Origin of the sequence: Pseudomonas fluorescens (assembly GCF_902497995.1) — a bacterium.
GTDB lineage: Bacteria > Pseudomonadota > Gammaproteobacteria > Pseudomonadales > Pseudomonadaceae > Aquipseudomonas > Aquipseudomonas fluorescens_BK.
The window spans coordinates 92582-116414 of sequence record NZ_CABVII010000015.1; the positions used below are offsets into that span (position 1 = coordinate 92582).

Sequence of the window (23833 nt, forward strand, 5' to 3'; positions counted from 1 at the left end):
AAGTCGGAGGTTTTTTCGTATGACCAATTCTTTGCAACCTGCATATGCTCTGGTCCCGGGTGCAAACCTGGAGGCCTATGTGCACACGGTGAACAGCATTCCATTGCTGACGCCGGAGCAGGAGCGTGAACTGGCCGAGAGTCTCTATTATGAGCAGGATTTGGGGGCGGCTCGGCAGATGGTGCTCGCCCACCTGCGTTTTGTCGTACATATCGCCCGTAGCTATTCCGGCTACGGTCTGGCTCAGGCTGACCTGATCCAGGAAGGCAACGTCGGCCTGATGAAGGCCGTGAAGCGCTTCAACCCGGAAATGGGTGTGCGCCTGGTGTCCTTTGCGGTGCACTGGATCAAGGCGGAAATCCACGAGTTCATCCTGCGCAACTGGCGCATCGTGAAAGTCGCGACCACCAAGGCCCAGCGCAAGCTGTTCTTCAACCTGCGCAGCCAGAAGAAACGTCTGGCATGGCTGAACAACGAGGAAGTCCACCGTGTGGCGGAAAGCCTTGGCGTAGAGCCGCGGGAGGTGCGCGAGATGGAAAGTCGCCTGACCGGCCATGACATGGCCTTCGACCCGGCCGCGGAAGCGGACGACGACAGTGCATTCCAGTCGCCGGCCAACTACCTGGAAGACCACCGGTACGACCCGGCCCGTCAACTGGAAGATGCCGACTGGAGCGACAATTCCAACCACAACCTGCACGAAGCGCTGGAAGTGCTGGACGACCGCAGCCGTGACATCCTCTACCAGCGCTGGCTGGCAGAAGAAAAAGCCACGCTGCACGACCTGGCGCAGAAGTACAACGTGTCGGCCGAGCGTATTCGTCAGCTCGAGAAGAGCGCGATGAACAAGCTCAAGGTGTCGATCGCCGCATAACCTGCACGCCCGGCAATAAAAAACGCCCCGATCATGATCGGGGCGTTTTTGGTTGTGTTCGCTATTCCTGAATCACCACAGAACCAATGTGGGAGCGGGCTTGCTCGCGAATGCGATGTGTCATTCAGCAATGATGTTGACTACCCACCGCATTCGCGAGCAAGCCCGCTCCCACAGGGGTCTTCGGTGTTCAGGAGATAGTGATCGGTCACTGAGCCCAAGGCGCCCGGCGTGAATCGTTGATGCCCACCAGGTAACTATCGCCACCCAGCTGGCTCATCTGCTGCCGAATCCACCCCGCCCGCCGAGCTACGTAGCTGGTCGGATGGCTGGCGCTCCACACGCGCGGGTTTGGCAATACGGCCGCCAGCAAACTCGATTGCTGTCGGCTGAGACCCTTGGCGCTTACGCCAAAGTGATGCCTGGCCGCCGCTTCGGCGCCAAACACCCCTTCATCCCACTCGACACTATTGAGGTACACCTCAAGAATCCGCTGCTTGGGCCACAGGACTTCGATCAACCCGGTAAACCAGGCTTCCAGGCCTTTGCGCAGCCAGCTGCGGCCGGACCACAGAAACAGGTTTTTCGAGACCTGCTGACTCAGGGTGCTGGCACCACGAATAGTGCCGCCGAGCTCGTTGTGGGCCAATGCTTTCTGGATCGCACCGAAGTCAAAACCCCAATGCTCCGGGAATTTCTGGTCCTCGCCTGCGATCACCGCGACTTTCAGGTCGTCGGAGATTTCATCCCAGGGTTTCCAGGTGCGTTGCAGGTCAATCGGCTCGCCGTCGATCCAAGATTCGATCTTGCGCTCGACCATCAGCGTGGTCCCAGGCGGTGGTACCACGCGAAAAATCAGGACCAGCACTACGCTGCCGCCCGCGAACCAGAGCAGGGCCTTCGTGAATCGTCGCAAAAATAAACGCAGCATAGAGATGGCTTGGCCGAACCTGTCGAGCGGGCCATTATACAGACCCTGTTGATCGAGTCTGACTGGAGTTCTACATGCTGCGTGGCTTTCTGATGCTGGCCGCTTTCTTCGGCTTCACCGGCGTTGCTCTTGGAGCGTTCGCGGCCCACGGACTGAAAAGCCGTCTGACGCCCGAATACCTGGCGATCTTCCACACCGGCGTCACCTATCAACTGGTGCACACCCTGGCGCTTCTGGGTGTGGCGCTGCTGGCCACGCAGATTCCGGGGCGTTTGATTACCTGGGCCGGGGCGTCCTTTGCCATCGGCATCCTGCTGTTTTCCGGCAGCCTGTACCTGTTGACGATGACCGGTATCAGCAAGCTGGGCATCGTCACGCCCTTCGGCGGCCTGGCATTTCTGGTCGGCTGGTTCTGCCTGGGCCTCGCCGCCTGGCGGTTGTAGGAGCGAGGCTTGCCCGCGAAGGCGCTGTATCAGCCACCATCTTTATCGACTGATACGACGCCTTCGCGGGCAAGCCTCGCTCCTACAGGGATCGTATTTCAAGACGAATGGCTTGGGTCGCCAAGACTGATCGGGCTAGAATGCCAGCCCCTAAAAATGATGGCGGCCTTTCGGTATGCGCATTCAATTGAACGGCGAATCCCTTGAACTGCCCGACGGTGAAACCGTTGCGGCCCTGCTGACCCGTCTGGAGCTGACCGGACGCCGGGTGGCGGTCGAACTCAATCTGGATATCGTCCCGCGCAGCCAGCATGGTGAAACCACGCTGAACGACGGTGATTCGGTCGAAGTGGTCCACGCCATCGGCGGCGGCTAGTCGTCCGGCCCTAAAGGGCACAGAATTCTGCAAGAACCTCACCCCTACAGAGGATTTCCCATGAGCATCGTTCGTAGCGACAAGCCCTTCGTCCTGGCCGGTCGTACCTACCAGTCGCGTTTGCTGGTAGGCACCGGCAAGTACCGCGACATGGAAGAAACCCGCCTGGCCATCGAAGCCTCGGGTGCCGAGATCGTCACTTTCGCCGTGCGCCGCACCAACCTCGGCCAGAACCCGGGCGAACCGAACCTGCTCGAAGTCCTGTCGCCGGATCGCTACACCTTCCTGCCGAACACCGCCGGTTGCTTCGACGCTACCGAGGCTGTGCGCACTTGCCGCCTGGCCCGTGAGCTGCTCGGCGGCCACAACCTGGTGAAACTGGAAGTGTTGGCCGACCAGAAAACCCTGTTCCCCAACGTGATCGAAACCCTCAAGGCCGCCGAAGTGCTGGTCAAGGAAGGTTTCGACGTGATGGTCTACACCAGCGATGACCCGATCATTGCCCGTCAACTGGCGGAAATCGGCGTTATCGCGGTCATGCCGCTGGCCGGTCTGATTGGCACGGGCCTGGGGATCTGCAACCCGTACAACCTGCAGATCATCCTCGAAGAAGCCAAGATCCCTGTGCTGGTGGATGCCGGTGTCGGTACCGCCTCCGACGCCACCATCGCCATGGAACTGGGTTGCGAAGCGGTGCTGATGAACTCGGCCATCGCCCACGCCCAGCAGCCGATCATGATGGCTGAAGCCATGAAACACGCCATCGTCGCGGGCCGCCTGGCCTACCTCGCCGGGCGCATGCCGAAAAAACTTTATGCCAGCGCCTCCTCGCCGCTGGATGGTCTGATCAAGTAAGAGCCATTGATGACTGAATCAAACGACACGCCAATCCAGACGGAAGAAGGCGACGAGCGCCAACACCGCCGCATCAAGAGTTTCGTGATGCGCGCCGGGCGCATGACCGAAGGCCAGCAACGCGGCCTGGACCAGGGCACGCCGCTGTTCGTGCTGCCTTTGGCCGACGCGCCGGTGGATTTCGATCAGGTGTTCGGCCGTTCGGCGCCACGCTCGCTGGAAATCGGTTTTGGCATGGGCCATTCGCTGCTGGAAATGGCTGCAGCCTCGCCGGAGCAGGATTTCATTGGCGTGGAAGTGCACCGTCCGGGGGTTGGCGCGCTGCTCAATGGCGTGCTGACCCAAGGGCTGACCAATCTGCGGGTCTACGATTGCGATGCGATCGAAGTGCTCAACCGTTGCGTGGCTGACAACAGCCTCGATCGCCTGATGCTGTTCTTCCCGGACCCGTGGCACAAGAGCCGCCACCACAAGCGCCGTATCGTTCAGGCGTCGTTCGCGGAACTGGTGCGCAGCAAGTTGAAGGTCGGCGGTGTGCTGCACATGGCCACCGACTGGGAACCGTACGCCGAGTACATGCTGGAAGTGATGAATGTCGCGCCGGGTTATCGCAACCTGGCCGAAGACGGCAAGTGCGTCCCGCGTCCGGCCGAGCGCCCGATCACCAAGTTCGAACGCCGCGGCGAGCGTCTTGGGCATGGGGTGTGGGACCTGAAATTCGAAAAACAGTCCTGACCGGCCACTGATCGTTCCCACGCTCCGCGTGGGAATGCCTCATTGGACGCTCTGCGTCCGCTCTTGGGACGCGGAGCGTCCTTGGCTGCATTCCCACGCAGAGCGTGGGAACGATCATCTGTAGGAGCGAGGCTTGCCCGCGAAGAACGATGACGCGGTGTATCAGGTACACCGCAGCGTTCCCTTCGCGGGCAAGCCTCGCTCCTACAGTTTTTTGAGATGTCTGAAATCAGCGGCGGTCCGCGACGACGCCGATCAGCACCAGCACCACCAACAACACCGGCGCCAGGCTGTAGTTGTTGAACTGGCTCAGGCCTTTGATGATCCATGGGGTGGCGTAGATCAGCGCCACGCCGCTGCCGACCATGCACACCAGGGCCATCAGCGGCACGCGCAAGGCGCCGGCGATGCTGCCCAGGCGTTGGTCGACCCAGCCTTTGATATCCGCGCCAAACAGCACCAGCAGGCAGCCCACCAATGCCAGGGCGATTTCCGAGAGATTGCTGCGACTCCAGCGGGAAGCCGTGGCGAGCAGGTCGAGTACCAAATCCATTCGATTTCCTTATGTCAGAAATTTCTGCAGCAAGTCATTGAGAAACAATTGTCCGCGCATCGTGGCCGCCAGACGTGACGGTTCGACCTGCAACAAGCCGCTTTGTTCGGCCTCGCGACGGCCTTCGGCGAGGCTTTCCAGAGTCAGCCCGGTGCGTTGCGGATACAAATGCGACTCGACGCCTTCGGTGAGGCGCAAGGCGTTCATCAGGAATTCAAACGGCAGCTCTTCGTTGGTCAGGGCTTTCTCGCCTGCCTGGAAGCTTTTGGCCGGATTGAGGTAGTCCTTCGGCAGGCGCGTCTTCCAGGTGCGTACGATGCGTCCGTCCGGATGGCTGAGCTTGCCGTGCGCCCCGGCGCCGATGCCGATGAAGTCGCCGAAGCTCCAGTAATTGAGGTTGTGCCGCGCCGCACGGCCGGGCTGGGCATAGGCCGAGACTTCGTATTGCGCGTAACCGTGCTCGGCCAGCAGGGCCTGGCCGGCTTCCTGGATGTCCCACAAGGTGTCGTCTTCCGGCAGCGTCGGTGGCTGGTTCCAGAACACGGTGTTCGGCTCCAGCGTCAGCTGATACCAGGACAAGTGGGTCGGCTTCAGGGCGATGGCCTGGCGCAGGTCGCCCAGGGCGTCGTCCAGGGACTGATCGGGCAATCCGTGCATCAGGTCCAGGTTGAAGTTATCGAAGCCAGCCTGACGGGCCATGCCGGCGGCACGCACGGCTTCATCGCCGTTGTGAATCCGCCCCAAAGCCTTGAGTTTTTCTTCCTGAAAGCTCTGGATGCCGATCGACAGGCGATTGATGCCCAGCTTTCGGTAAGCGACGAACTTCTCCTGCTCGAACGTACCCGGATTGGCTTCCAGGGTGATTTCGATGTCGCTGGCAAACGCAATGCGTTGCTCGACGCCTTTGAGCAAGCGGCCCAACGCCTCGGCGCTGAACAGACTGGGCGTACCGCCACCAAAGAAGATCGAGCTCAGTTCACGGCCATAGACTGCGTGCAGGTCCTGATCGAGGTCGGCCAGCAATGCGTCCACATACTCTTCTTCCGGCAGCACCGGGCTGGCGGTGTGGGAGTTGAAGTCGCAATAAGGACATTTGCGCACACACCACGGGATGTGGATGTACAGCGCCAAGGGCGGCAGCGTTGGGAGCGCAGCCCGTGGCGATTGCGCGGTGCCACCGAAAATCAGCGGCGGCGCGGACGATTCAAGGGTCATTTCAAGCCCAGACGCTGGCGCAGCAGATCCATTGCACGGGCGCGGTGGCTGATGAGGTTCTTTTCGCTCGGACTCAGCTCGGCGCTGGAACAATCGCGCTCCGGCACCCAGAACAGTGGGTCGTAGCCGAAACCGTGCTCACCGCTGGCTGCCGGCAGAATGCGGCCGTGCCACAGGCCTTCGCAGAGGATCGGCAACGGATCGTCGGCATGTCGCACCAACGCCAGCACGCAAACGAACTGCGCGCCACGCTCGGCTTCAGGCACGTCTTTCAAGGCATCGACCAGTTTGGCATTGTTTGCCGCATCGCCCTGGCCGTCAGCGTAACGGGCCGAATAGATCCCTGGCGCACCGCCGAGGAAATCCACCGCCAGCCCGGAATCGTCGGCCAGAGCCGGCAAGCCGGAGATGCGCGCGGCATTGCGTGCCTTGAGGATGGCGTTTTCGACGAACGACAGGCCGGTTTCTTCAGGCTCGACGCTGCTGAACTCGCCGATCGAGCGCAGTTGCACCGATTCGCCGAGCATGGCCTGGAGTTCCTTGAGTTTGCCGGCGTTGTGGCTGGCCAGTACGAGTTGCGTGAAATTGATCATTCGCCGGGGAAAAGCTCTTGGTTGAAATTGATGGTGTTGGTTTTATCGCCGCTCTTCACGTTGATCTGGAAGGTGCGGGTTTCCTGCTGATCGACCGGATATTGCGCGATGTAGTAGACAGCGCCTTGTTCGGTGATCTGTTTGAATTTCAACGAGACGCTTTGGCTGGTGAGGTCTTTGACCGTACCGTTGACTTCAGCGGTCAGAGGCTTGCCATCCTTGAGCACGGAGACGTTGATCACACCCTGGTTCTTGCTGCGTGTCAGCCCGGCCGCTTTGGCGATGTCCGGTGTCAGGAAGGTGGAGTTGAAGGTGTTGTAGTGCACCGTCACGTCACCAAAAGTTTCCTTGCGCTCACCCTTGATGGCGTCGGCGGCCATGGCGGTGACGCTCAGGCAAGCAGTGAGTACAAATAGCGCTAGACGACCCATGATCGTTCTCCTTGGAATGTCGTGGCTCAGACCGCGACCTTGTGATCTTGCAGCCCGGGGCTGCTGACACGGTAAATACCGATCTCACCTAACAGATTAGGCCATAGCTTACTGGCCCACCCGTGGCGATGCTGTTGATCCACGGCCAGCCGATCAATGACCCTGGCCTCACGTTCGAGGCACAACGCTTCAAAGTCCGCAAAGGTGCAGAAGTGGATGTTCGGCGTGTTGTACCAGGTATACGGCAGAAACTCGGAAACCGGCATCCGGCCCTTGCTCGCCAGGTACCAGCGGCAGCGCCAGTGCCCGAAGTTGGGGAAGGTAATGATGCACTGGCGCCCAACGCGCAGCATTTCGTCGAGGATCCTGTCCGGGTAGTGCACCGCTTGCAGTGCCTGGGTCATGACCACGACGTCGAAGCTGTTGCTCGCGAAGTTGCCCAAGCCCTTGTCCAGGTCCTGCTCGATGACGTTGATGCCCTTGGCCACGCACTCGGCGATGTTGTCCGGGTCGTTTTCCAGGCCATAGCCGGTGACCTGCTTGTTGTCCCGCAACCAGGTCAGCAACTCGCCGTCACCGCAGCCTAGGTCGAGCACGCGGCTGCCGGCGGGGATCCATTCCTGGATGATTTCCAGATCAGCTCTCATGGCTTTCTCACAACGTAATGCGGTTCATGTAATTGCTGAACGCCTGCAAGTAGCGCGGGATCGGAATCAGGAAGGCGTCATGGCCTTGCGGAGCGTCGATTTCCAGGTAGCAGACGTCTTTTTTGGCGGCCATCAGTGCATCCACCAATTCCCGCGAGCGGGCCGGGGAGAAGCGCCAGTCGGTGGTGAACGACATCACGCAGAATCTGGCGGTGGCGCCGGCGAAGGTTTTCGCCAGGTCATCGTCGAAGTTCGCTGCCGGATCGAAGTAGTCCAGCGCCTTGGTCATCAGCAGGTAAGTGTTGGCGTCGAAACGGCCGGAGAACTCTTCGCCCTGATAGCGCAGGTAGCTTTCGACCTGGAACTCGACGCTGTGGAAGTCGTAGTTGAGCTTTTCGCTCTTCAGGCCGCGGCCGAATTTCTCGCCCATGGAATCGTCGGACAGGTAGGTGATGTGCCCGACCATCCGCGCCAGCATCAGCCCGCGCTTGGGGATCACGCCTGCTTCCTGGAACGAACCGCCGTGGAACTCGGGGTCGGTGAGGATCGCCTGGCGCGCCACTTCGTTGAACGCGATGTTCTGTGCCGACAGCTTGGGCGCCGAGGCGATGGCCAGGCAGTGCCGCACGCGGTCCGGATAAGTGATGGTCCACTGCAGGGCCTGCATGCCGCCGAGGCTGCCGCCAATCACGGCGGCCCACTGGCGGATGCCGAGCAGGTCGGACAAGCGTGCCTGGCTGTGCACCCAGTCTTCCACGGTCAACACCGGGAAATCGGCGCCGAATGGCTTGCCGGTTTCCGGGTTGATGCTGCTCGGGCCGGTGGAACCGTTGCAGCCGCCGAGGTTGTTCAGGCTGACCACGAAAAATTTATGGGTGTCGATCGGCTTGCCGGGGCCGATGCAGCTGTCCCACCAACCGGGTTTGCGGTCGTCGGGGCTGTGGAAGCCGGCGGCATGATGGTGGCCGGACAAGGCGTGGCAGATCAGCACGGCGTTGCTCGCCGTGGCGTTCAGCGTGCCGTAGGTCTCGTAAATCAGGTCGTAGGCCGGGAGCGAACGGCCGCAGGCCAGGGCCAGGGGTTCGCTGAAGTGCGCCACTTGCGGCGTCACCAGACCAACAGAATCGGGGGGAAAGGCAGCTGGCATCGACCCTGCTCTCGTTGAAATGAGGCGTAAGTCTAAAGACCGGTGGGGTTAGCGGCAAGCAAAGGCCGGGCCTGATTTCATTCAGTCAGACCGCGTCATCGTTCTTCGCGAGCAAGCCCGCTCCCACATTGGAACGCGTACCCCTGTGGGAGCGGGCTTGCTCGCGAAGAACGATAACGCGGTGAGCCTGCAGACCGGGGTTACATCAGCACCCGCAGGATTTCCGGCATCATCGTCATGGCAGCGAGGTTGTTGATCACCAGCATGTCGATCAGCTTGAGCGCCACGAATGCCAGGATCGGCGAAATATCCAGGCCGCCCAGGTTCGGTACGATTTTGCGGAACGGCGCCAGGGCCGGCTCGCAGATCTGGTTCACCAGCTCGGCGCCAGGGTTATGGCTGCCCGGTGCGACCCAGGACAGGATCACGCTGATGATCAGCGCGAAGAAGAAAATCTTCAGGAACAGCGCAGTCACGCCAATCAGCGACCAGATCAGCAATTGCAGGGGGTTACCGATGGTGCCGTAGGTCAGCAGCAGGGTCAGGGCCATCAGCGCCAGTTGCACGAGGATCGCCAACACCAGCGAGGACATGTCCAGGCCGAACATGCTCGGGATGATCCGGCGCAGCGGCTTGAGCAGCGGCTGGGTGGCTTTCACGGCGAACTGGCAGAGCGGGTTGTAGAAGTTCGCGCGTACCAGTTGCAGCACGAAGCGCAGCAGCACGATCAGCAAGTAAAGGCTGCCGATGGTTTGCAGCACGTAGACCGCTGCGGTGTTCAATCCAATCATGTAAGGCTCCTTATTGACCCAATTGTTCGGCCATCTCGGCCGAGCGGTGCGCAGCGGCGCCGAGTGCTTGTTCTACCAGGGCTTCGAAGCCCCCGGCCTGGAACGACTTGATGGCCGCTTCCGTGGTGCCCGCAGGGGACGTCACGCGGCGACGCAGTTCAGCGGCGTCGACATCGCTGGCGACCGCCATGTGTGCGGCGCCCAAGGCAGTTTGCAGGGTCAGTTGCGCGGCGATGTCCGCCGGCAGGCCGAGCTTCACGCCGGCGGCGGTCATGGCTTCGATCAGCAGGAAAAAGTACGCCGGGCCCGAGCCGGAAACGGCCGTCACCGCGTCCAGTTGCTGTTCTTCGTTCAGCCACAGCGCGATACCGACGGCCGACAACAGTTCCTGGGCCTGCTGACGTTGTTCGGCGGTGACTTGCGCGGTGGCAAACAAGCCGCTCACGCCCTGACGCAGCAGCGCCGGGGTGTTGGGCATGCAGCGCACGATCGGCTGGGCGCCGAGCCAGTTGTTCATGCTGGCGCAGGTGATGCCTGCAGCGATCGAGACCATCAGTTGATTCGGTTGCAGACTTGGGCGGATAGCTTCGCAGACGGCTTTCATCGCCTGGGGTTTGACCGCCAGCACGACCACGTCGGCGTCTTGAATGGCTTGGGCGTTGTCGGCGAATACTTCGATGCCGTGCTCGGCGCTCACACGAGCGCGGGTTTCAGCGCCCGGATCGCTGGCGCGGATCTGCGCAGCGTCCAGACCCTTGGCGCGCAGGCCGCCGATCAGGCTGGCGGCCATGTTGCCGGCACCGATAAAGGCAATACGAGTCTTGCTCATGTCAAGTCCTTATAGAGAGAGGTGTCAGCCATGTTCAGGGCTGGCCATGCATTTGTTGAGAGCCGCGAGCGCCAAACAGGGCCGTACCGATACGGACCCAGGTGGCGCCCATGGCGATGGCCGACTCAAGGTCGTGGCTCATGCCCATGGAAAGTGTGTCGAGCGGCAGATTGAGACCGGCTTGCAGGCTTTGTACGGCAGCAAAAGCAGCGTCCTGGGCGGCGCGATCTTCAGTCGGCTCGGGAATCGCCATCAACCCGCGCAACTTCAGGCGTGGCAATTGACTGATGGCGTTGGCCAGGGTTGGCAGATCGACCGGGGTGCAGCCGGATTTACTCGCTTCACCGCTGACGTTGACCTGGATGCAGATGTTCAGTGGCGGTAAATCGGCGGGACGTTGTTCGGACAGGCGTTGTGCGATTTTCAAACGATCCACGGAGTGCACCCAGGCGAAGTGCTCGGCGATAGCGCGAGTCTTGTTCGATTGAATGGGGCCGATGAAGTGCCAGATCAAGGACAGGTCGGTCAATTCGAGCTGTTTGCCCAGGGCCTCCTGCAGGTAGTTTTCGCCAAAGTCGCGGATCCCGGCGGCATAGGCTTCGCGCACCGCTTCAGCGGGCTTGGTTTTGCTCACAGCCAGCAGCTGGACGCTGTGTTCATCACGATGGGCGGCGACAGCCGCGGCGTGGATGCGTGAACTAACCTGAGCGATGTTGTCTGCTATCGTGGACATTCAAAAGGCGCCAGCGGGTCTGAGGGTCGCGGCATTCTACTGGAATTGAGGAGCGCTATGGATATCACTGAGCTGCTGGCCTTCAGCGCCAAACAAGGTGCGTCCGACCTGCACCTGTCTGCGGGCCTGCCACCGATGATTCGCGTCGATGGCGATGTGCGGCGCATCAATCTGCCGGCGCTGGACCCTAAGCAGGTCCATGAGTTGATCTACGACGTCATGAACGATGTCCAGCGGGTGGATTTCGAAAAACACCTGGAAACCGACTTTTCCTTTGAAGTGCCCGGTGTGGCACGTTTCCGCGTCAATGTGTTCAATCAGAACCGCGGCGCCGGCGCGGTGTTTCGGACCATCCCGTCCAAGGTGCTGAGCATGGAGGACCTGGGGATGGGGGAAGTGTTTCGCAAGATTACAGAATCTTCCCGTGGCCTGGTTCTGGTGACCGGTCCGACCGGTTCCGGCAAGTCCACCACCCTGGCAGCAATGATCGACTACCTGAACAACCATCGCCATCATCACATTCTTACCGTCGAAGACCCGATCGAGTTCGTTCACGAATCGCGCAAATGCCTGATCAACCAGCGTGAAGTCCATCGCGATACCCGCAGCTTCGCCACAGCCCTGCGCTCGGCGCTACGGGAAGATCCAGACGTGATTCTGGTGGGGGAGATGCGCGATCTGGAGACCATCCGTCTCGCGCTGACGGCTGCCGAGACCGGTCATCTGGTGTTCGGCACGTTGCACACCACCTCGGCGGCGAAAACCATCGACCGGATAGTGGACGTGTTTCCGGGAGATGAGAAATCGATGGTGCGTTCGATGCTGTCCGAGTCACTATTGGCGGTGGTTTCCCAGGCCTTGGTGAAAAAGATCGGTGGCGGGCGAATAGCCGCCCACGAAATCATGCTGGGAACATCGGCGATTCGTAACCTGATCCGTGAAGACAAGGTGGCGCAAATGTACTCGTCGATTCAGACCGGGGGGTCGATCGGGATGCAGACGCTGGACATGTGCCTGAAGGATCTGGTGAACAAGGGCTTGATCAGCCGTGAGCATGCGCGGGAGAAGGCGCGGTCACCGGATAGTTTTTGAGGGGGATTTGTAGCGCTTTCAAAGACGCCTTCGCGAGCAAGTCGAATCGTCGCACCGCCGCTCCCACAGGGGTACGCATTCCAATGTGGGAGCGGGCTTGCCCGCGAAGAGGGCGTTATGTTCGACACGACTTTTGGGTTATGCCCGGGAGCTCGGATCAGCGCTGAACAACCTGTATGGCGTTCTGCTCTTTCGGCAGGACCCGCTTGGCAACCACGTAGTGTTTTTCCCAATACGGTTTCTTCAGGGTGTCGATGCTTACCGACTTGCCACGGCGTGGTGCGTGGATAAAGCGGTCGTTGCCCAGGTAGATGGCAACATGATTGACCCTGCGACTCTTGATGTTGAAGAAAATCAGGTCGCCAGGCTTCAGATCCTTGCGATCGACTTTCTCGCCATGACCACTGGCCATGGCGTTCGACGTGCGCGGCAGGTCAAAAGTAGCGTCATTGAACGCGTATTTCACCAGGCCGCTGCAATCGAAACCTTTGCTTGGGCTGCTGCCGCCCCAACGGTACGGAGTACCGAGCACGTTTACCGCACGGCTCAGCACATTGCTGCTTTCCTTGGTCGCCATTGGCGGAACCAGGCTGCTCTTGTTCTTGCTGGTGCTCAGGTAAGGGGAGCGTGGTCCGGCTTTTTTGTACTTGCTCGATGGAACGGATGAATGGGTTTTCGGGGTGTAACCATTAACGTTTGGAAGACGTTGCTCACGGTTGGTGGCGTGGGCGGCCAGGGGCAATAATAGGCAAATGGTTAGCCATGTCTTGAAAAATGGACGCATTAGGCAGGGCTCGTATGGGTGAACGCGCAACTTTATAACAGCTTTTTTGTCTTTTTAGAGTCCGTTGGTCGATTCGGAAGAGGCGCAACGGAACCAAATTCGCAAAAAACGGACGCGGCTGCCGGAAATAATTCTTTTGCGAACAAGGCCTTGGCGAAAAGTAAGGTCGGCAGTTGCCATGCGTCGGCCAGCTTTAAAAAAGTCACAAAGTTTTAAAGAATATTTATCTATCGTGTGAATCGAGGTCCTCCATGAACACCTATCAACACCCCGTTCCGCATCAGGACACCCACAGCAAAGTGATCGGATACCTGTTGTGGATTTTCGGTTTTACCGGGGCCCACCGCTTCTATTACGGCAAGCCGGTGACCGGTACGATCTGGTTTTTCACCTTCGGTTTGCTGGGTATCGGTTGGCTGATCGATTTGTTTCTGATCCCGGCCATGGACCGTGAGGCGGACTTGCGATTTACCGCCGGGCCTATCGAGTACAACGTCGCCTGGATTCTGCTGACGTTTCTTGGGGTATTCGGCGTACACCGGATGTACCAGGGCAAATGGATCAGCGGCTTGCTGTACCTGGTGACGGGCGGGTTGTTCTTTCTGGGGGTGTTGTATGACTTCTGGACGCTGAATGATCAGGTGTCGATTCGCAATGCGCAGGACAGAGGCGCCTTCCAGTAAGCCATCGCGGGCAAGCCCGCTCCCACATTGGAACTCGGGTGTTCACAACATCTGTGTTCACCGCAAATTTAATGTGGGAGCGGGCTTGCTCGCGAATGCAGGCGACTCGGTCTTAAGCCTGGTGGCTGATACGCCCGTCTACCAAGGTGTAACGCACCACACCCGGCAGGCTGTGACCCATGAACGGGCAATTTTCACCCTTGGACAGCCAGGTTTCGCCGGCCACGGTCGAGGCTGCAGGGTCGAACAGCACAATATCCGCTGCACCGCCCACCGCCAACTTGCCCGCCGGCAGGCGTAATGCCTCGGCAGGTCCGGCGCTCAAGCGTGCAAGCAGGGTCGGCAGGTCGAGCAAGCCGTCTTCCACCAACGTCATCGCCAGTGGCAGCAACAACTCAACGCTGCTGATGCCCGGCTCGGTGGCACCGAACGGCGCCAGTTTCGCATCCCGCTCGTGTGGCTGGTGATGGCTGGAGATGGCCGAGATCACGCCAGACTTCACCGCCTCACGCAGGCCATCGCGGTCGGCGCGGGTGCGCAGCGGCGGCTGGACGTGATAGAGGCTGCTGAAGCCGATCAGCGCTTCATCCGTCAAAATCAACTGGTACAGGGCGACATCGGCGGTCACTGGTAGCCCGCGTGCCTGGGCCTGGGCGATCAGGGCCACGCCGCGAGCGCTGGTGAGCTGGCTGAAATGCGCGCGCACGCCGCTTTGCTCGACCAGCAACAGATCCCGGGCCAGGGCCACGGTCTCGGCGGTTTCCGGAATGCCCGGCAAACCGAGGAAACTGGCGGTCGGGCCTTCATGGGCCAGGCCACCTTCGGCCAGGTCATGGTCCTGGGAGTTGAACATCACCGTCAGGTCGAACGTTGCCGCGTATTCCAGCGCCCGGCACAGAGTACGGGTGCTGCGGAAACTCTCCAGGCCATTGCCGAAAGCCACGCAGCCGGCATCGCGCAAAGCCACGAGTTCTGCAAGCTGTTCGCCGTCCAGGCCTTTGCTCAAGGCGCCAATCGGATAAACCTTGGCGTTGCCGGCCTCGCGGGCGCGATCGAGGATCAGTTCGGCCACGGCCGAGGTGTCCAGCACCGGTTTGGTCTTCGGTGGGCAGCACAGGCTGGTCACGCCACCGGCCGCTGCGGCGCGGGTTTCGCTGATGATCGAACCTTTGCGGCTGTAGCCCGGTTCGCGCAGGGCGACGTTCAGGTCAACCAGGCCCGGCGCGGCCACCAGGCCTTGGGCATCGATGGTGTCGACGGCGACAAAACCGGCCGGTGCGGCGCCAATGGCGACGATCTTGCAGGCTTCAACGTGGATATCAGTCACTTGATCCAGGCCGCTGCTTGGATCGATAACGCGGGCGCCGAGAATGCTGAGCTTCACTGGGCGTTCTCCTGCTCGAATTGGCGCTGGGCAGTCTGCCCGCTCATGGCCATGGACAGCACGGCCATACGAATCGCGATGCCGTAGGTCACCTGGTTGAGGATCACCGAGTGCGGGCCGTCCGCCACGGCGGACTCAATCTCCACCCCACGGTTGATCGGTCCAGGATGCATGACGATGGCATCCGGTTTGGCGCCGGCCAGGCGGGCGGTGGTCAGGCCGAACAGGCGGTAGAACTCGCCTTCGCTCGGCAGCAGGCCACCGGTCATGCGTTCGCGCTGCAGGCGCAGCATGATCACCACGTCGACGTCTTTCAGGCCTTCGGTCATGTCGGTGTAGACCTTCACCCCGTATTGCTCGATGCCGATCGGCAGCAGGGTTTTCGGCGCAATCACGCGGATGTCCGGGCAGCCGAGGGTTTTCAGGGCCAGCATGTTCGAGCGCGCTACCCGCGAATGCAGGATGTCGCCGACGATGGCCACCGAGAGGTTTTCGAAGCCGCCCTTGTGCCGACGGATCGTGAGCATGTCGAGCATGCCCTGGGTCGGGTGGGCATGCCGGCCGTCGCCACCATTGATGATCGCCACTTGCGGGCAGACGTGCTCGGCAATGAAGTGGGCCGCGCCGGAATCACCGTGACGCACGACGAACATGTCGGCGGCCATGGCTTCCAGGTTGCGCAGGGTATCGAGCAGGGTTTCACCCTTGCTCGCCGACGATGTGGACACGTTGAGGGTGATCACGTCGGCCGACAGCCGCTGGGCCGCCAGTTCGAAGGTGGTGCGGGTGCGGGTGGAGTTCTCGAAGAACACGTTGCACACGGTCTTGCCACGCAGCAACGGGACTTTCTTCACCGCCCGTGCGCCGACTTCGAGGAACGAATCCGCGGTGTCGAGGATTTCCGTCAGCAACTCGCGGCGCAGACCGTCGAGCGAGAGGAAGTGGCGCAGCTGGCCCTGATCATTGAGCTGCAGCGGGCGCTTGGTTTCTAGAGGCGTCATCGCGAGGGGGACTCTCAATAGGGCGAATTAAAAGGCGAGGTCTTGCAGTTCGAGCTTGAGCTCCGGACCGGACAGCTTCACGCGCTCGTGGGCTGCCAGAGACAGGGTCGCGCCCACTACATCCGGGCGAATCGGCAACTCGCCGGCGTCCAGATCCAGCAGGCAGACCAACGTCACGCTGGCCGGGCGGCCGTAGTCGAAGAGTTCATTCAGGGCGGCGCGGATGGTTCGGCCACTCATCAGCACGTCGTCGATCAGCACCAAATGCTGGCCTTCGATCTCGAAGGGCAGGGCAGACGGACGCACTTGCGGGTGCAGGCCGTTCTGGCTGAAGTCGTCACGGTAGAAGGAAACGTCCAGCGTGCCCAAGGGCGAGTCGCTGCCCAGTTCGTCGAGCAACGCCTGGGCGACCCAGATGCCGCCGGTTCGAATGCCGATGTAACGCGGTTCGTTGATGCCACGGTGTTCCAGATGGTCCTTGAGGCGGATCGCCATCTGGCTGATCAGTTCGCCGGGATTAGGCAGGCTCATGGTTTGCTCCTTCTTCGGCCCGAGCCCAGCATTTGGGGTATAGCGCTTGGGCGGGGCTCGGGTTGTAGCTAATAGAGACGCGCAGCGGCTCATCAGGATCTGTGGGGGTCAGGATTCGAACAGCGCGGTGTTTTCGTCGAGCCAGCCTTGCAGCAGCAGGGCGGCGGCAATGGCGTCGACCGGATTGTCGCGGTAACTGCCCTTTTGCCCGCCGCGATCACGCCGCTCGCCCTTGGCTTCGAAGGTGGTCAGGCGTTCGTCGTGGGTATAGAAGGGCAGGTTGTAACGGCCATTCAGGCGCCGGGCGAATTTTTCCGCCCGCAGGCACATGTCGCTCGGTGTGCCGTCCATGTTCAATGGCAGGCCGACCACCACGGCATCGGGTTTCCACTCCTTGATCAGCGCTTCGACCTGATTCCAGTCGGGAATGCCGTTCTGTGCCTTCAAGGTGCACAGCTCGCGAGCCTGGCCGGTAATCACCTGGCCGACCGCGACGCCGATCTGTTTGGTGCCATAGTCGAAACCCAGAATCAACCGCAGGGCCATCAGGCGTGCCCCGCCTGGCTGGTCAGCAGGTTGAGATTGATGCCCAAGTGTTTGGCCGCCGCTTCCAGGCGCAATTCACTGCTGGTATTGAACAGGATGTCGGCGTCGAACGGGCAGGTCAGCCAGGCATTGTCGGCCAGTTCGGCCTCCAGTTGCCCGGCTTCCCAACCGGCGTAGCCCAGGATGATCACGCTTTTCGCGGGGCCGACGCCGTCGGCGATGGCGAACAGCACGTCCTGGGAGGTCGACAAAGACAGCTCGCCTTCCAGATCAACGGTCGCCTGAAAGGTTTTTCCCGACGGATGCAGGACAAAGCCGCGATCGGTCTGCACCGGCCCGCCGATAAAGATCGGCACATGCTGGCAGAGGGCCGGCGGTTCGATGTCGGGGCGCAATTGTTCGAGGATATCGGCCAGGTTCAGGTCTTGCGGACGGTTGACCACCAGCCCCATGGCACCATTGGCCGTGTGCTCGACGATGTAGGTCAAGGTGTGCGCAAAGTTCGGGTCGGCCATGTGTGGCATGGCGATCAGGAAGTGATGCTTGAGGTAGCTGGGGCTGACGTTCTTCATGAGCGCTAGTGTGGCGTTGGAGGGGCGAACTGACAAGCCGGGGATGGCGCAATTTCCCAGCCGACGAAGATCAACTGTGGGAGCGGGCTTGCTCGCGAAGGCTGCGTGTCAGTCGACATGAATGCTGAATGACACACCGCCTTCGCGAGCAAGCCCGCTCCCACAGGGGTTCTGCGGTGTTCAGTTGCTGGAGAGTCGGTCGCCGCGGGCGAATTTCCAGGTGCGGATGATTTCCAGCCGGTCGATGTCCGACAAATCCCCGGTAAACGGCGAGAACGGCGCCGCCAGCCGCACAATCCGCTGCGCCGCCTGATCCAGCAGCGGTTGCCCGGAAGACTCCAGCACCAGCACTTCATACAGTGAGCCGTCGCGGTTGATCGAGACCATCAGGCGCAAATTGCCGTAAATCTGTTTGCGTCGGGCCTCGTCCGGGTAATTGAGGTTGCCGATGCGCTCGACCTTCTTGCGCCATTCGTCCTTGTACCAGGCGCCCTTGTCGCGCATGGTCGAGGCGGCGCTCAGGCGGTGGATACGCGGGCGCTTGGCGTATAGCTGTTGTTCGTTGGCCAGTTCCGCTTCAAGGCTGGCGATGTCGCTGGACAGCTGTTCACTGTCGAACGTCGGCGCCGCCACCTTGGGTTTGGTGTCGGTCTTGGGTTCTGCGGTTTTGGCCGGGGCTTTTTTCGGTTTGGGCGCGACGGTCGTCACGGCTGCCTTGGGCGGGGCTTGCTGTACTTCAGGTTTGGCCGCCGGCGGTGGGGTGACTTTGCGCACCTTGTTGTCCTGGAACGGCGCGACCTCGGTGGTCTTGGGAATCGCCTTCTTATCCAGGGTGCCGCTGCCTTGCTGGTTTTCCTGGGCAAGGAAGTCAGCTTTTTCGGGCTTTTTTTCGCTTTTGAACGTGGCGAGGGTGATTTCCAGGGTTTTGCTGATCTGCGTGGGTTCGACCATCGTAAAGCCGACACCCAAGAGCAAGGCCAGGTGAATCAGCGCCGCGAGGAACAGGGTAAAACCGAGGCGATCGACCGGGCGCACACCACGATGGGCGAGTTCAGCGGGCAGATCGGACGGAAGCGTCATAAAAACCAACATAGCGTTTTTCACAGGCCGGGCATGATAACGCAATGTTGGTTTTTAGCTTCAGGCTTCAAGCGGCAAGCGATAAGCTGTCCGCCGCGTGCTTCAAACTTGCGGCTTGAGGCTTGCAGCTTGCAGCTTCTTCTCGATGGCATCCATCAACAGGCCACCGATGTCGGTGCCGAACGCATTGTCGATCTCGCGAATGCAGGTCGGGCTGGTGACGTTGATTTCCGTCAGGTGCTCGCCAATCACATCCAGACCGACGAACAGCAGGCCTTTCTCGCGCAGGGTCGGGCCGACTTGTGCCGCGATCCAGCGATCTTTCTCGGTCAGCGGACGCGCTTCGCCACGCCCACCGGCGGCCAGGTTGCCCCGGGTTTCGCCCGCCGCCGGGATTCGCGCCAGGCAGTAATCCACCGGTTCGCCATCGATCATCAGGATGCGTTTGTCGCCATCGACGATGGCCGGCAGGTAACCCTGGATCATGATCTGCTGATTGCCATGCAGGGTCAGGGTTTCGAGGATCACCGACAGGTTCGGGTGGCCGACGGTGTGACGGAAGATCGACGAACCGCCCATGCCATCCAACGGCTTGAGGATCACATCACCGTGGTGATCGGCGAACTCACGCAATACGTCCGGGCGACGGCTGACGATGGTCGGCGGTGTGCACTGCGGGAACAGCGTGGCGAATAGTTTCTCGTTGCAGTCGCGCAGGCTTTGCGGCTTGTTGACCACCAGTACGCCAGCGCGCTCGGCCTGCTCCAGCAGGTACGTGGAGTAGACGAACTCCATGTCGAACGGCGGGTCCTTGCGCATCAGAATCACGTCCAGGTCGCTCAGCAGCGCATCCTGCTCGGCGTCCAGTTCGAACCATTTTTCCGGATTGGCGAAGACTTTCAACGGACGCATCCGCGCCCGCGCTTCGCCTTCGGCCTGGTACAAATCCCGCTGTTCCATATAGAACAGTTCCCAGCCGCGCTTCTGCGCGGCCAGCAGCATGGCCAGCGAGCTATCCTTCTTGTAGGAGATGCTGGCAATGGGATCCATGACAATCCCGACGCGAACGCTCATGGGTGTTTCCTCGAAGATTTGGGGGGCTATGCCGATCCTCTTGTAGGAGCGAGGCTTGCCCGCGAAGCAGGCGGCACGGTTTTGCAGGCACACCGCGTCATCGTTCTTCGCGGGCAAGCCTCGCTCCTACACAAAAGATCAATCCACAGGACCGTATAAAAGTGGCGTCAGAGTGGCGCCGAGTGTGTTCCGGGTCAAGGAAAAACCACCACGCCAGTCCCCCGATAGATTGGATCTGGAGACTGTGCTAAAAAGGCTGCCATATCGTGCTGGGCCTTGAACATCAAGGGTTTCAAGCCTGCGGTTAGCGCAAATGGACAATTTGATTCGCAAAGGCGACGGTAGAGCATTTATGGAACAGCATTCCAGCGCCTTGAAGGTCATGGTGATCGACGATTCGAAGACGATTCGCCGCACCGCCGAAACGCTGTTGAAGAACGTGGGTTGTGAGGTCATCACGGCCATCGATGGTTTTGATGCCCTGGCCAAGATTGCCGATAATCACCCCGGCATTATCTTTGTCGACATCATGATGCCGCGCCTGGATGGTTATCAGACCTGCGCCTTGATCAAGAACAACAGCGCGTTCAAGTCCACACCCGTGATCATGCTGTCGTCCAAGGACGGGCTGTTCGACAAGGCCAAGGGGCGCATCGTCGGCTCCGACCAGTTTTTGACCAAACCTTTCAGCAAGGAAGAACTGCTGAACGCGATCCAGGCCCATGTACCGGGCTTCGCCGCCGTTTTGCCGCAGTAAGACACCACAGTGACGCTCGGCCAGCGGGCCCGGTGTCGACAAGAATGGGGAAGACCATGGCACGTATTCTGATCGTCGATGATTCGCCGACCGAAATGTACAAACTGACCGGCATGCTGGAAAAGCACGGTCATGAAGTGTTGAAGGCCGAAAATGGCGCCGACGGCGTGGCCCTGGCCCGCCAGGAAAAACCCGACGCGGTGCTGATGGACATCGTCATGCCCGGCCTCAACGGTTTTCAGGCGACCCGTCAGCTGACCAAAGACCCGGAAACCGGACACATTCCGGTGATCATCATCACCACCAAGGATCAGGAAACCGACAAGGTCTGGGGCACGCGCCAGGGGGCCAGGGACTACCTGACCAAACCGGTCGACGAAGACACCCTGATCAAGATCCTGAACAACGTGCTGGCCGGTTGATAATCCAGCCATGACCGAGTCGCTGACCGCCTTCGAACTGCTGCTGCAGATCGATCGGCGTTGTCGTCTGCTGGCGGCGGATCTACCGTCCCAGCCGTTCCGACAGGACCGCTGGAGCGGTATCGGTTTTCGCCTGGGCGAGCGCTGGTACGTCGCACCCATGGGCGAAGTCAGCGAAGTGTTGCATGAGCCGCGGTTCACTCAGCTGCCGGGCGTCAAACCCTGGGTCAAGGGCGTCGCCAACTTGCGCGGACGATTGCTGCCGATCATGGATGTGTGTGGCTTCTTCGGTCATGAGCTGTCGCCTCTGCGCAAGCAGCGGCGGGTGTTGGTGGTCGAGCATGGCGATGTGTTCGCCGGGTTGATGGTTGATGAAGTCTTCGGTCTCCAGCACTTTGCCCAGGACAGTCTGGAGCCGGCAGACAATGGGCACGGGCCGATTTCGGCGTTCGTCACCGGCCGCTTTCAACGCGGGCAGACCTGGCAGGTGTTCAGCCCGTTTGCGTTGGTGCAGTCGCAAGGTTTCATGAACGTCGCCGCAGTCCTGTAGGAGCGAGGCTTGCCCGCGAAGCAGGCGGCACGGTTTTGCAGGCACACCGCGTTATCGTTCTTCGCGGGCAAGCCTCGCTCCTACAGGGGGGGGTTGGATTGGGCAGGACAGGCGAGAACCGATGATAAAAGCAAAAACAGGCAAGCCGGAAGGCTCGCGCAGCCGCTCGCAGATCATCGCGCTGTTCATCGCGCTGATCGTCTTCATCATGCTGCTGTTCGCCCACTTCGCTTACCTCAATACCCAGGCCACGTACGACAAGCAGTACATCGGCCACGCCGGCGAGCTGCGCGTGCTGTCCCAGCGCATCGCCAAGAACGCCACCGAAGCCGCCGCGGGTAAGGCGGCGGCGTTCAAACTCCTCAGCGACGCGCGCAATGATTTTGCCCGGCGTTGGAGCTATTTGAAAAAAGGCGACCCCTCCACCGGCCTGCCGCCGGCGCCGTCTACCGTGCGCCCGGAAATGCGTGCCGTGCAGCTGGATTGGGAGCGTCTGCTGAAAAACACCGACACGATCCTCTCCAGCGAACAGACCGTACTGTCCCTGCATCAAGTCGCCGCCACCCTGGCCGAAACCGTGCCGCAGCTGCAAGTCGAATACGAAAAGGTCGTCGAAATCCTCCTGCAACGCGGTGCTCCGGCCGCCCAGGTGGCGATGGCCCAGCGTCAGACGCTGCTGGCTGAACGTATCCTCGGCGCGGTGAACACCGTGCTGTCCGGAGACGAAAACTCACAACAGGCCGCCGACGCGTTTGGTCGTGACGCTGCGCGATTCGGCCAGGTGCTCACCGGCATGCTGCAGGGTAATCCGGCGCTGAAGGTGAGCCAGGTCGAAGACCGCGATGCCCGCGCCCGGTTGATCGAGATTTCCGAGCTGTTCGAATTCGTCTCGGGATCGGTGGACGAAATCCTCGAAACCTCGCCGGAGCTGTTCAAGGTCCGGGAATCGGCCAGCAACATTTTTACCTTGTCGCAAACCCTGCTCGACGAAGCCTCGCACCTGGCCACCGGGTTCGAAAACCTCGCCGGCGGGCGCAATACCGACACCATTGGCGGCTATGTACTGGGCCTCGCGGCACTGATGTCGATCATCCTCATCGGGCTGGTGATGGTGCGCGAAACCAATCGTCAGTTGCGTGAGACTGCCGAGAAGAATGAGCGCAATCAGAACGCAATCATGCGGCTGCTGGACGAGATCGAGGACCTGGCCGACGGCGACCTGACCGTGACCGCTACGGTGACCGAAGACTTTACTGGCACCATCGCCGATTCGATCAACTACTCCGTCGATCAGCTGCGGGATCTGGTGGCGACGATCAACCTCACGGCCGGCCAGGTTGCCGCCGCCGTGCAGGAAACCCAGGCCACCGCCATGCACCTGGCCCAGGCCTCGGAGCATCAGGCCCAGCAGATTGCCGAAGCGTCCACGGCGATCAACGATATGGCCGAATCCATCGATCAGGTGTCGGCCAACGCGGCCGAATCCTCGGCGGTGGCCGAGCGTTCGGTGGAGATCGCCAACAAGGGCAACGAGGTGGTGCATAACACGATCCACGGCATGGACAATATTCGCGAGCAGATTCAGGACACCGCCAAGCGCATCAAGCGATTGGGTGAGTCTTCCCAGGAAATCGGCGATATAGTCAGCCTGATCGATGACATTGCCGACCAGACCAACATTCTCGCCCTGAATGCGGCGATCCAGGCGTCCCTGGCCGGTGACGCCGGCCGCGGTTTTGCAGTGGTGGCGGACGAAGTACAAAGACTGGCCGAGCGTTCATCCGCCGCGACGCGACAGATCGAAACCCTGGTGCGGGCGATCCAGACCGACACTAACGAAGCGGTGATTTCCATGGAGCAGACCACCACCGAAGTGGTGCGCGGCGCGCGTCTGGCGCAGGATGCCGGGGTGGCCCTGGAAGAAATCGAAGGGGTGTCGAAGACCCTGGCGGCGCTGATCCAGAGTATTTCCAACGCTGCGCAGCAACAGACGTCTTCGGCCGGGCAGATTTCCCTGACGATGAACGTGATCCAGCAGATCACCACGCAGACCTCGTCTGGCTCCACGGCCACTGCCGAGAGCATCGGCAACCTGGCGAAAATGGCCAGTCAGCTGCGGCGTTCGGTGTCCGGCTTCACCTTGCCGGCGACCCGGGCACAGGCTGCGGATAAAGTGTGAAGCGCGCAAGAGCGTATGCTTCTTG

General features: G+C 60.8%; 29 protein-coding genes. 11 read left to right on the forward strand and 18 right to left on the reverse strand.

Annotation, left to right across the window (positions count from 1 at the left end; all coding sequences use genetic code 11):
- The first annotated feature begins 19 nt into the window (after positions 1–19).
- Positions 20–874: an RNA polymerase sigma factor RpoH gene (gene rpoH, locus F8N80_RS18380; RefSeq protein ID WP_150746650.1), complete on the forward strand. Its 855-nt coding sequence runs from the start codon at positions 20–22 to the stop codon at positions 872–874.
- A 208-nt stretch (positions 875–1082) separates the two neighbouring features.
- Here rpoH and mtgA read toward each other — a convergent pair whose 3' ends face one another.
- Complete coding sequence (gene mtgA / locus F8N80_RS18385) at positions 1083–1805, reverse strand: monofunctional biosynthetic peptidoglycan transglycosylase (RefSeq protein WP_150784404.1); 723 nt, start codon at positions 1803–1805, stop codon at positions 1083–1085.
- Between the two features lie 74 nt (positions 1806–1879).
- Here mtgA and F8N80_RS18390 point away from each other — a divergent pair, with 74 nt between their 5' ends.
- The 4 genes from F8N80_RS18390 (at position 1880) to trmB (ending at position 4214) form a co-directional block, all read left to right on the forward strand.
- Positions 1880–2248 (forward strand): DUF423 domain-containing protein, encoded by a 369-nt coding sequence (locus F8N80_RS18390; protein ID WP_150746652.1) that lies wholly within the window; start codon positions 1880–1882, stop codon positions 2246–2248.
- A gap of 175 nt (positions 2249–2423) precedes the next feature.
- The gene (thiS, locus tag F8N80_RS18395; RefSeq protein ID WP_150746653.1) at positions 2424–2624 is read left to right on the forward strand and encodes a sulfur carrier protein ThiS; all 201 of its coding nucleotides are present in this window, start codon (positions 2424–2426) and stop codon (positions 2622–2624) included.
- A 60-nt stretch (positions 2625–2684) separates the two neighbouring features.
- On the forward strand, positions 2685–3479 hold the full coding sequence (locus F8N80_RS18400) for a thiazole synthase (protein WP_008068101.1): 795 nt from the start codon (positions 2685–2687) through the stop codon (positions 3477–3479).
- A 9-nt stretch (positions 3480–3488) separates the two neighbouring features.
- The gene (gene trmB, locus F8N80_RS18405) at positions 3489–4214 is read left to right on the forward strand and encodes a tRNA (guanosine(46)-N7)-methyltransferase TrmB (RefSeq protein ID WP_149416361.1); all 726 of its coding nucleotides are present in this window, start codon (positions 3489–3491) and stop codon (positions 4212–4214) included.
- 229 nt (positions 4215–4443) lie between these two features.
- Here the strand turns inward: trmB and F8N80_RS18415 are convergent, their stop codons facing one another.
- From F8N80_RS18415 to F8N80_RS18455, 9 genes are all read right to left on the reverse strand, one after another.
- Positions 4444–4767, reverse strand: coding sequence for a DUF3392 domain-containing protein (locus F8N80_RS18415; RefSeq protein ID WP_128873530.1), 324 nt, complete (start codon positions 4765–4767; stop codon positions 4444–4446).
- A gap of 9 nt (positions 4768–4776) precedes the next feature.
- Entirely contained in the window at positions 4777–5982 is a 1206-nt protein-coding gene (gene hemW / locus F8N80_RS18420) for a radical SAM family heme chaperone HemW (protein ID WP_150784405.1), read from the reverse strand.
- Positions 5979–6575, reverse strand: coding sequence for an RdgB/HAM1 family non-canonical purine NTP pyrophosphatase (rdgB, locus tag F8N80_RS18425; RefSeq protein ID WP_150784406.1), 597 nt, complete (start codon positions 6573–6575; stop codon positions 5979–5981). Before rdgB ends, hemW begins: the two co-directional genes overlap by 4 nt.
- The gene (locus tag F8N80_RS18430) at positions 6572–7006 is read right to left on the reverse strand and encodes a DUF4426 domain-containing protein (protein WP_150746656.1); all 435 of its coding nucleotides are present in this window, start codon (positions 7004–7006) and stop codon (positions 6572–6574) included. The genes rdgB and F8N80_RS18430 overlap by 4 nt, the downstream gene beginning before the upstream one ends.
- A gap of 26 nt (positions 7007–7032) precedes the next feature.
- A complete protein-coding gene (gene metW, locus F8N80_RS18435; protein WP_150746657.1) occupies positions 7033–7653 on the reverse strand; it encodes a methionine biosynthesis protein MetW in 621 nt (206 codons plus the stop codon).
- Between the two features lie 7 nt (positions 7654–7660).
- Positions 7661–8800: a homoserine O-succinyltransferase MetX gene (metX, locus tag F8N80_RS18440; RefSeq protein ID WP_150784407.1), complete on the reverse strand. Its 1140-nt coding sequence runs from the start codon at positions 8798–8800 to the stop codon at positions 7661–7663.
- Positions 8801–9000: 200 nt separating this feature from the next.
- Positions 9001–9591: a YggT family protein gene (locus F8N80_RS18445; protein ID WP_150746659.1), complete on the reverse strand. Its 591-nt coding sequence runs from the start codon at positions 9589–9591 to the stop codon at positions 9001–9003.
- A 10-nt stretch (positions 9592–9601) separates the two neighbouring features.
- The gene (gene proC, locus F8N80_RS18450) at positions 9602–10420 is read right to left on the reverse strand and encodes a pyrroline-5-carboxylate reductase (RefSeq protein WP_150784408.1); all 819 of its coding nucleotides are present in this window, start codon (positions 10418–10420) and stop codon (positions 9602–9604) included.
- A 34-nt stretch (positions 10421–10454) separates the two neighbouring features.
- Positions 10455–11153 carry a YggS family pyridoxal phosphate-dependent enzyme gene (locus F8N80_RS18455; protein WP_150784409.1) on the reverse strand — a complete coding sequence of 233 codons (699 nt, stop codon included), beginning with the start codon at positions 11151–11153 and terminating at the stop codon, positions 10455–10457.
- A 57-nt stretch (positions 11154–11210) separates the two neighbouring features.
- Here F8N80_RS18455 and F8N80_RS18460 point away from each other — a divergent pair, with 57 nt between their 5' ends.
- Entirely contained in the window at positions 11211–12245 is a 1035-nt protein-coding gene (locus F8N80_RS18460; protein ID WP_150746662.1) for a type IV pilus twitching motility protein PilT, read from the forward strand.
- Between the two features lie 157 nt (positions 12246–12402).
- Here the strand turns inward: F8N80_RS18460 and F8N80_RS18465 are convergent, their stop codons facing one another.
- Positions 12403–13029 (reverse strand): C40 family peptidase, encoded by a 627-nt coding sequence (locus tag F8N80_RS18465; RefSeq protein ID WP_150784410.1) that lies wholly within the window; start codon positions 13027–13029, stop codon positions 12403–12405.
- Between the two features lie 251 nt (positions 13030–13280).
- Between F8N80_RS18465 and F8N80_RS18470 the strand changes: the two genes are divergently transcribed.
- On the forward strand, positions 13281–13712 hold the full coding sequence (locus tag F8N80_RS18470; protein WP_150746664.1) for an NINE protein: 432 nt from the start codon (positions 13281–13283) through the stop codon (positions 13710–13712).
- 112 nt (positions 13713–13824) lie between these two features.
- Here the strand turns inward: F8N80_RS18470 and F8N80_RS18475 are convergent, their stop codons facing one another.
- The 7 genes from F8N80_RS18475 to gshB all read right to left on the reverse strand — a co-directional run bounded on the left by F8N80_RS18475 (position 13825) and on the right by gshB (position 19900).
- A complete protein-coding gene (locus F8N80_RS18475) occupies positions 13825–15096 on the reverse strand; it encodes a dihydroorotase (protein WP_150746665.1) in 1272 nt (423 codons plus the stop codon).
- A complete protein-coding gene (locus F8N80_RS18480; RefSeq protein WP_007939362.1) occupies positions 15093–16097 on the reverse strand; it encodes an aspartate carbamoyltransferase catalytic subunit in 1005 nt (334 codons plus the stop codon). The genes F8N80_RS18475 and F8N80_RS18480 overlap by 4 nt, the downstream gene beginning before the upstream one ends.
- Before the next feature lie 27 nt (positions 16098–16124).
- Complete coding sequence (gene pyrR, locus F8N80_RS18485; RefSeq protein ID WP_150746666.1) at positions 16125–16628, reverse strand: bifunctional pyr operon transcriptional regulator/uracil phosphoribosyltransferase PyrR; 504 nt, start codon at positions 16626–16628, stop codon at positions 16125–16127.
- A gap of 108 nt (positions 16629–16736) precedes the next feature.
- Positions 16737–17174: a Holliday junction resolvase RuvX gene (gene ruvX / locus F8N80_RS18490; RefSeq protein WP_005792259.1), complete on the reverse strand. Its 438-nt coding sequence runs from the start codon at positions 17172–17174 to the stop codon at positions 16737–16739.
- Positions 17174–17746 carry a YqgE/AlgH family protein gene (locus F8N80_RS18495; RefSeq protein WP_150784411.1) on the reverse strand — a complete coding sequence of 191 codons (573 nt, stop codon included), beginning with the start codon at positions 17744–17746 and terminating at the stop codon, positions 17174–17176. Before F8N80_RS18495 ends, ruvX begins: the two co-directional genes overlap by 1 nt.
- Positions 17747–17926: 180 nt before the next feature.
- Positions 17927–18826 carry an energy transducer TonB gene (locus tag F8N80_RS18505; RefSeq protein WP_150784412.1) on the reverse strand — a complete coding sequence of 300 codons (900 nt, stop codon included), beginning with the start codon at positions 18824–18826 and terminating at the stop codon, positions 17927–17929.
- Between the two features lie 102 nt (positions 18827–18928).
- Positions 18929–19900, reverse strand: a complete 972-nt coding sequence (gshB, locus tag F8N80_RS18510; RefSeq protein WP_150746669.1) for a glutathione synthase — start codon at positions 19898–19900, stop codon at positions 18929–18931.
- A gap of 352 nt (positions 19901–20252) precedes the next feature.
- Here gshB and pilG point away from each other — a divergent pair, with 352 nt between their 5' ends.
- From pilG to F8N80_RS18535, 4 genes are all read left to right on the forward strand, one after another.
- Entirely contained in the window at positions 20253–20657 is a 405-nt protein-coding gene (gene pilG, locus F8N80_RS18520; protein WP_008152601.1) for a twitching motility response regulator PilG, read from the forward strand.
- Positions 20658–20713: 56 nt separating this feature from the next.
- A complete protein-coding gene (gene pilH, locus F8N80_RS18525) occupies positions 20714–21079 on the forward strand; it encodes a twitching motility response regulator PilH (RefSeq protein ID WP_150746670.1) in 366 nt (121 codons plus the stop codon).
- A 10-nt stretch (positions 21080–21089) separates the two neighbouring features.
- The gene (locus F8N80_RS18530) at positions 21090–21629 is read left to right on the forward strand and encodes a chemotaxis protein CheW (protein ID WP_150784413.1); all 540 of its coding nucleotides are present in this window, start codon (positions 21090–21092) and stop codon (positions 21627–21629) included.
- 121 nt (positions 21630–21750) lie between these two features.
- Positions 21751–23808, forward strand: coding sequence for a methyl-accepting chemotaxis protein (locus F8N80_RS18535; RefSeq protein WP_150746672.1), 2058 nt, complete (start codon positions 21751–21753; stop codon positions 23806–23808).
- Positions 23809–23833: the final 25 nt, after the last annotated feature.

Bases quoted from the DNA above. Each gene is read 5' to 3' on its own strand.
- rpoH (WP_150746650.1), top strand. From the start codon at position 20: ATGACCAATTCTTTGCAACCTGCATATGCTCTGGTCCCGGGTGCAAAC.
- mtgA (WP_150784404.1), bottom strand. From the start codon at position 1,805: ATGCTGCGTTTATTTTTGCGACGATTCACGAAGGCCCTGCTCTGGTTC.
- F8N80_RS18390 (WP_150746652.1), top strand. From the start codon at position 1,880: ATGCTGCGTGGCTTTCTGATGCTGGCCGCTTTCTTCGGCTTCACCGGC.
- thiS (WP_150746653.1), top strand. From the start codon at position 2,424: ATGCGCATTCAATTGAACGGCGAATCCCTTGAACTGCCCGACGGTGAA.
- F8N80_RS18400 (WP_008068101.1), top strand. From the start codon at position 2,685: ATGAGCATCGTTCGTAGCGACAAGCCCTTCGTCCTGGCCGGTCGTACC.
- trmB (WP_149416361.1), top strand. From the start codon at position 3,489: ATGACTGAATCAAACGACACGCCAATCCAGACGGAAGAAGGCGACGAG.
- F8N80_RS18415 (WP_128873530.1), bottom strand. From the start codon at position 4,767: ATGGATTTGGTACTCGACCTGCTCGCCACGGCTTCCCGCTGGAGTCGC.
- hemW (WP_150784405.1), bottom strand. From the start codon at position 5,982: ATGACCCTTGAATCGTCCGCGCCGCCGCTGATTTTCGGTGGCACCGCG.
- rdgB (WP_150784406.1), bottom strand. From the start codon at position 6,575: ATGATCAATTTCACGCAACTCGTACTGGCCAGCCACAACGCCGGCAAA.
- F8N80_RS18430 (WP_150746656.1), bottom strand. From the start codon at position 7,006: ATGGGTCGTCTAGCGCTATTTGTACTCACTGCTTGCCTGAGCGTCACC.
- metW (WP_150746657.1), bottom strand. From the start codon at position 7,653: ATGAGAGCTGATCTGGAAATCATCCAGGAATGGATCCCCGCCGGCAGC.
- metX (WP_150784407.1), bottom strand. From the start codon at position 8,800: ATGCCAGCTGCCTTTCCCCCCGATTCTGTTGGTCTGGTGACGCCGCAA.
- F8N80_RS18445 (WP_150746659.1), bottom strand. From the start codon at position 9,591: ATGATTGGATTGAACACCGCAGCGGTCTACGTGCTGCAAACCATCGGC.
- proC (WP_150784408.1), bottom strand. From the start codon at position 10,420: ATGAGCAAGACTCGTATTGCCTTTATCGGTGCCGGCAACATGGCCGCC.
- F8N80_RS18455 (WP_150784409.1), bottom strand. From the start codon at position 11,153: ATGTCCACGATAGCAGACAACATCGCTCAGGTTAGTTCACGCATCCAC.
- F8N80_RS18460 (WP_150746662.1), top strand. From the start codon at position 11,211: ATGGATATCACTGAGCTGCTGGCCTTCAGCGCCAAACAAGGTGCGTCC.
- F8N80_RS18465 (WP_150784410.1), bottom strand. From the start codon at position 13,029: ATGCGTCCATTTTTCAAGACATGGCTAACCATTTGCCTATTATTGCCC.
- F8N80_RS18470 (WP_150746664.1), top strand. From the start codon at position 13,281: ATGAACACCTATCAACACCCCGTTCCGCATCAGGACACCCACAGCAAA.
- F8N80_RS18480 (WP_007939362.1), bottom strand. From the start codon at position 16,097: ATGACGCCTCTAGAAACCAAGCGCCCGCTGCAGCTCAATGATCAGGGC.
- pyrR (WP_150746666.1), bottom strand. From the start codon at position 16,628: ATGAGCCTGCCTAATCCCGGCGAACTGATCAGCCAGATGGCGATCCGC.
- ruvX (WP_005792259.1), bottom strand. From the start codon at position 17,174: ATGGCCCTGCGGTTGATTCTGGGTTTCGACTATGGCACCAAACAGATC.
- F8N80_RS18495 (WP_150784411.1), bottom strand. From the start codon at position 17,746: ATGAAGAACGTCAGCCCCAGCTACCTCAAGCATCACTTCCTGATCGCC.
- F8N80_RS18505 (WP_150784412.1), bottom strand. From the start codon at position 18,826: ATGACGCTTCCGTCCGATCTGCCCGCTGAACTCGCCCATCGTGGTGTG.
- gshB (WP_150746669.1), bottom strand. From the start codon at position 19,900: ATGAGCGTTCGCGTCGGGATTGTCATGGATCCCATTGCCAGCATCTCC.
- pilG (WP_008152601.1), top strand. From the start codon at position 20,253: ATGGAACAGCATTCCAGCGCCTTGAAGGTCATGGTGATCGACGATTCG.
- pilH (WP_150746670.1), top strand. From the start codon at position 20,714: ATGGCACGTATTCTGATCGTCGATGATTCGCCGACCGAAATGTACAAA.
- F8N80_RS18530 (WP_150784413.1), top strand. From the start codon at position 21,090: ATGACCGAGTCGCTGACCGCCTTCGAACTGCTGCTGCAGATCGATCGG.
- F8N80_RS18535 (WP_150746672.1), top strand. From the start codon at position 21,751: ATGATAAAAGCAAAAACAGGCAAGCCGGAAGGCTCGCGCAGCCGCTCG.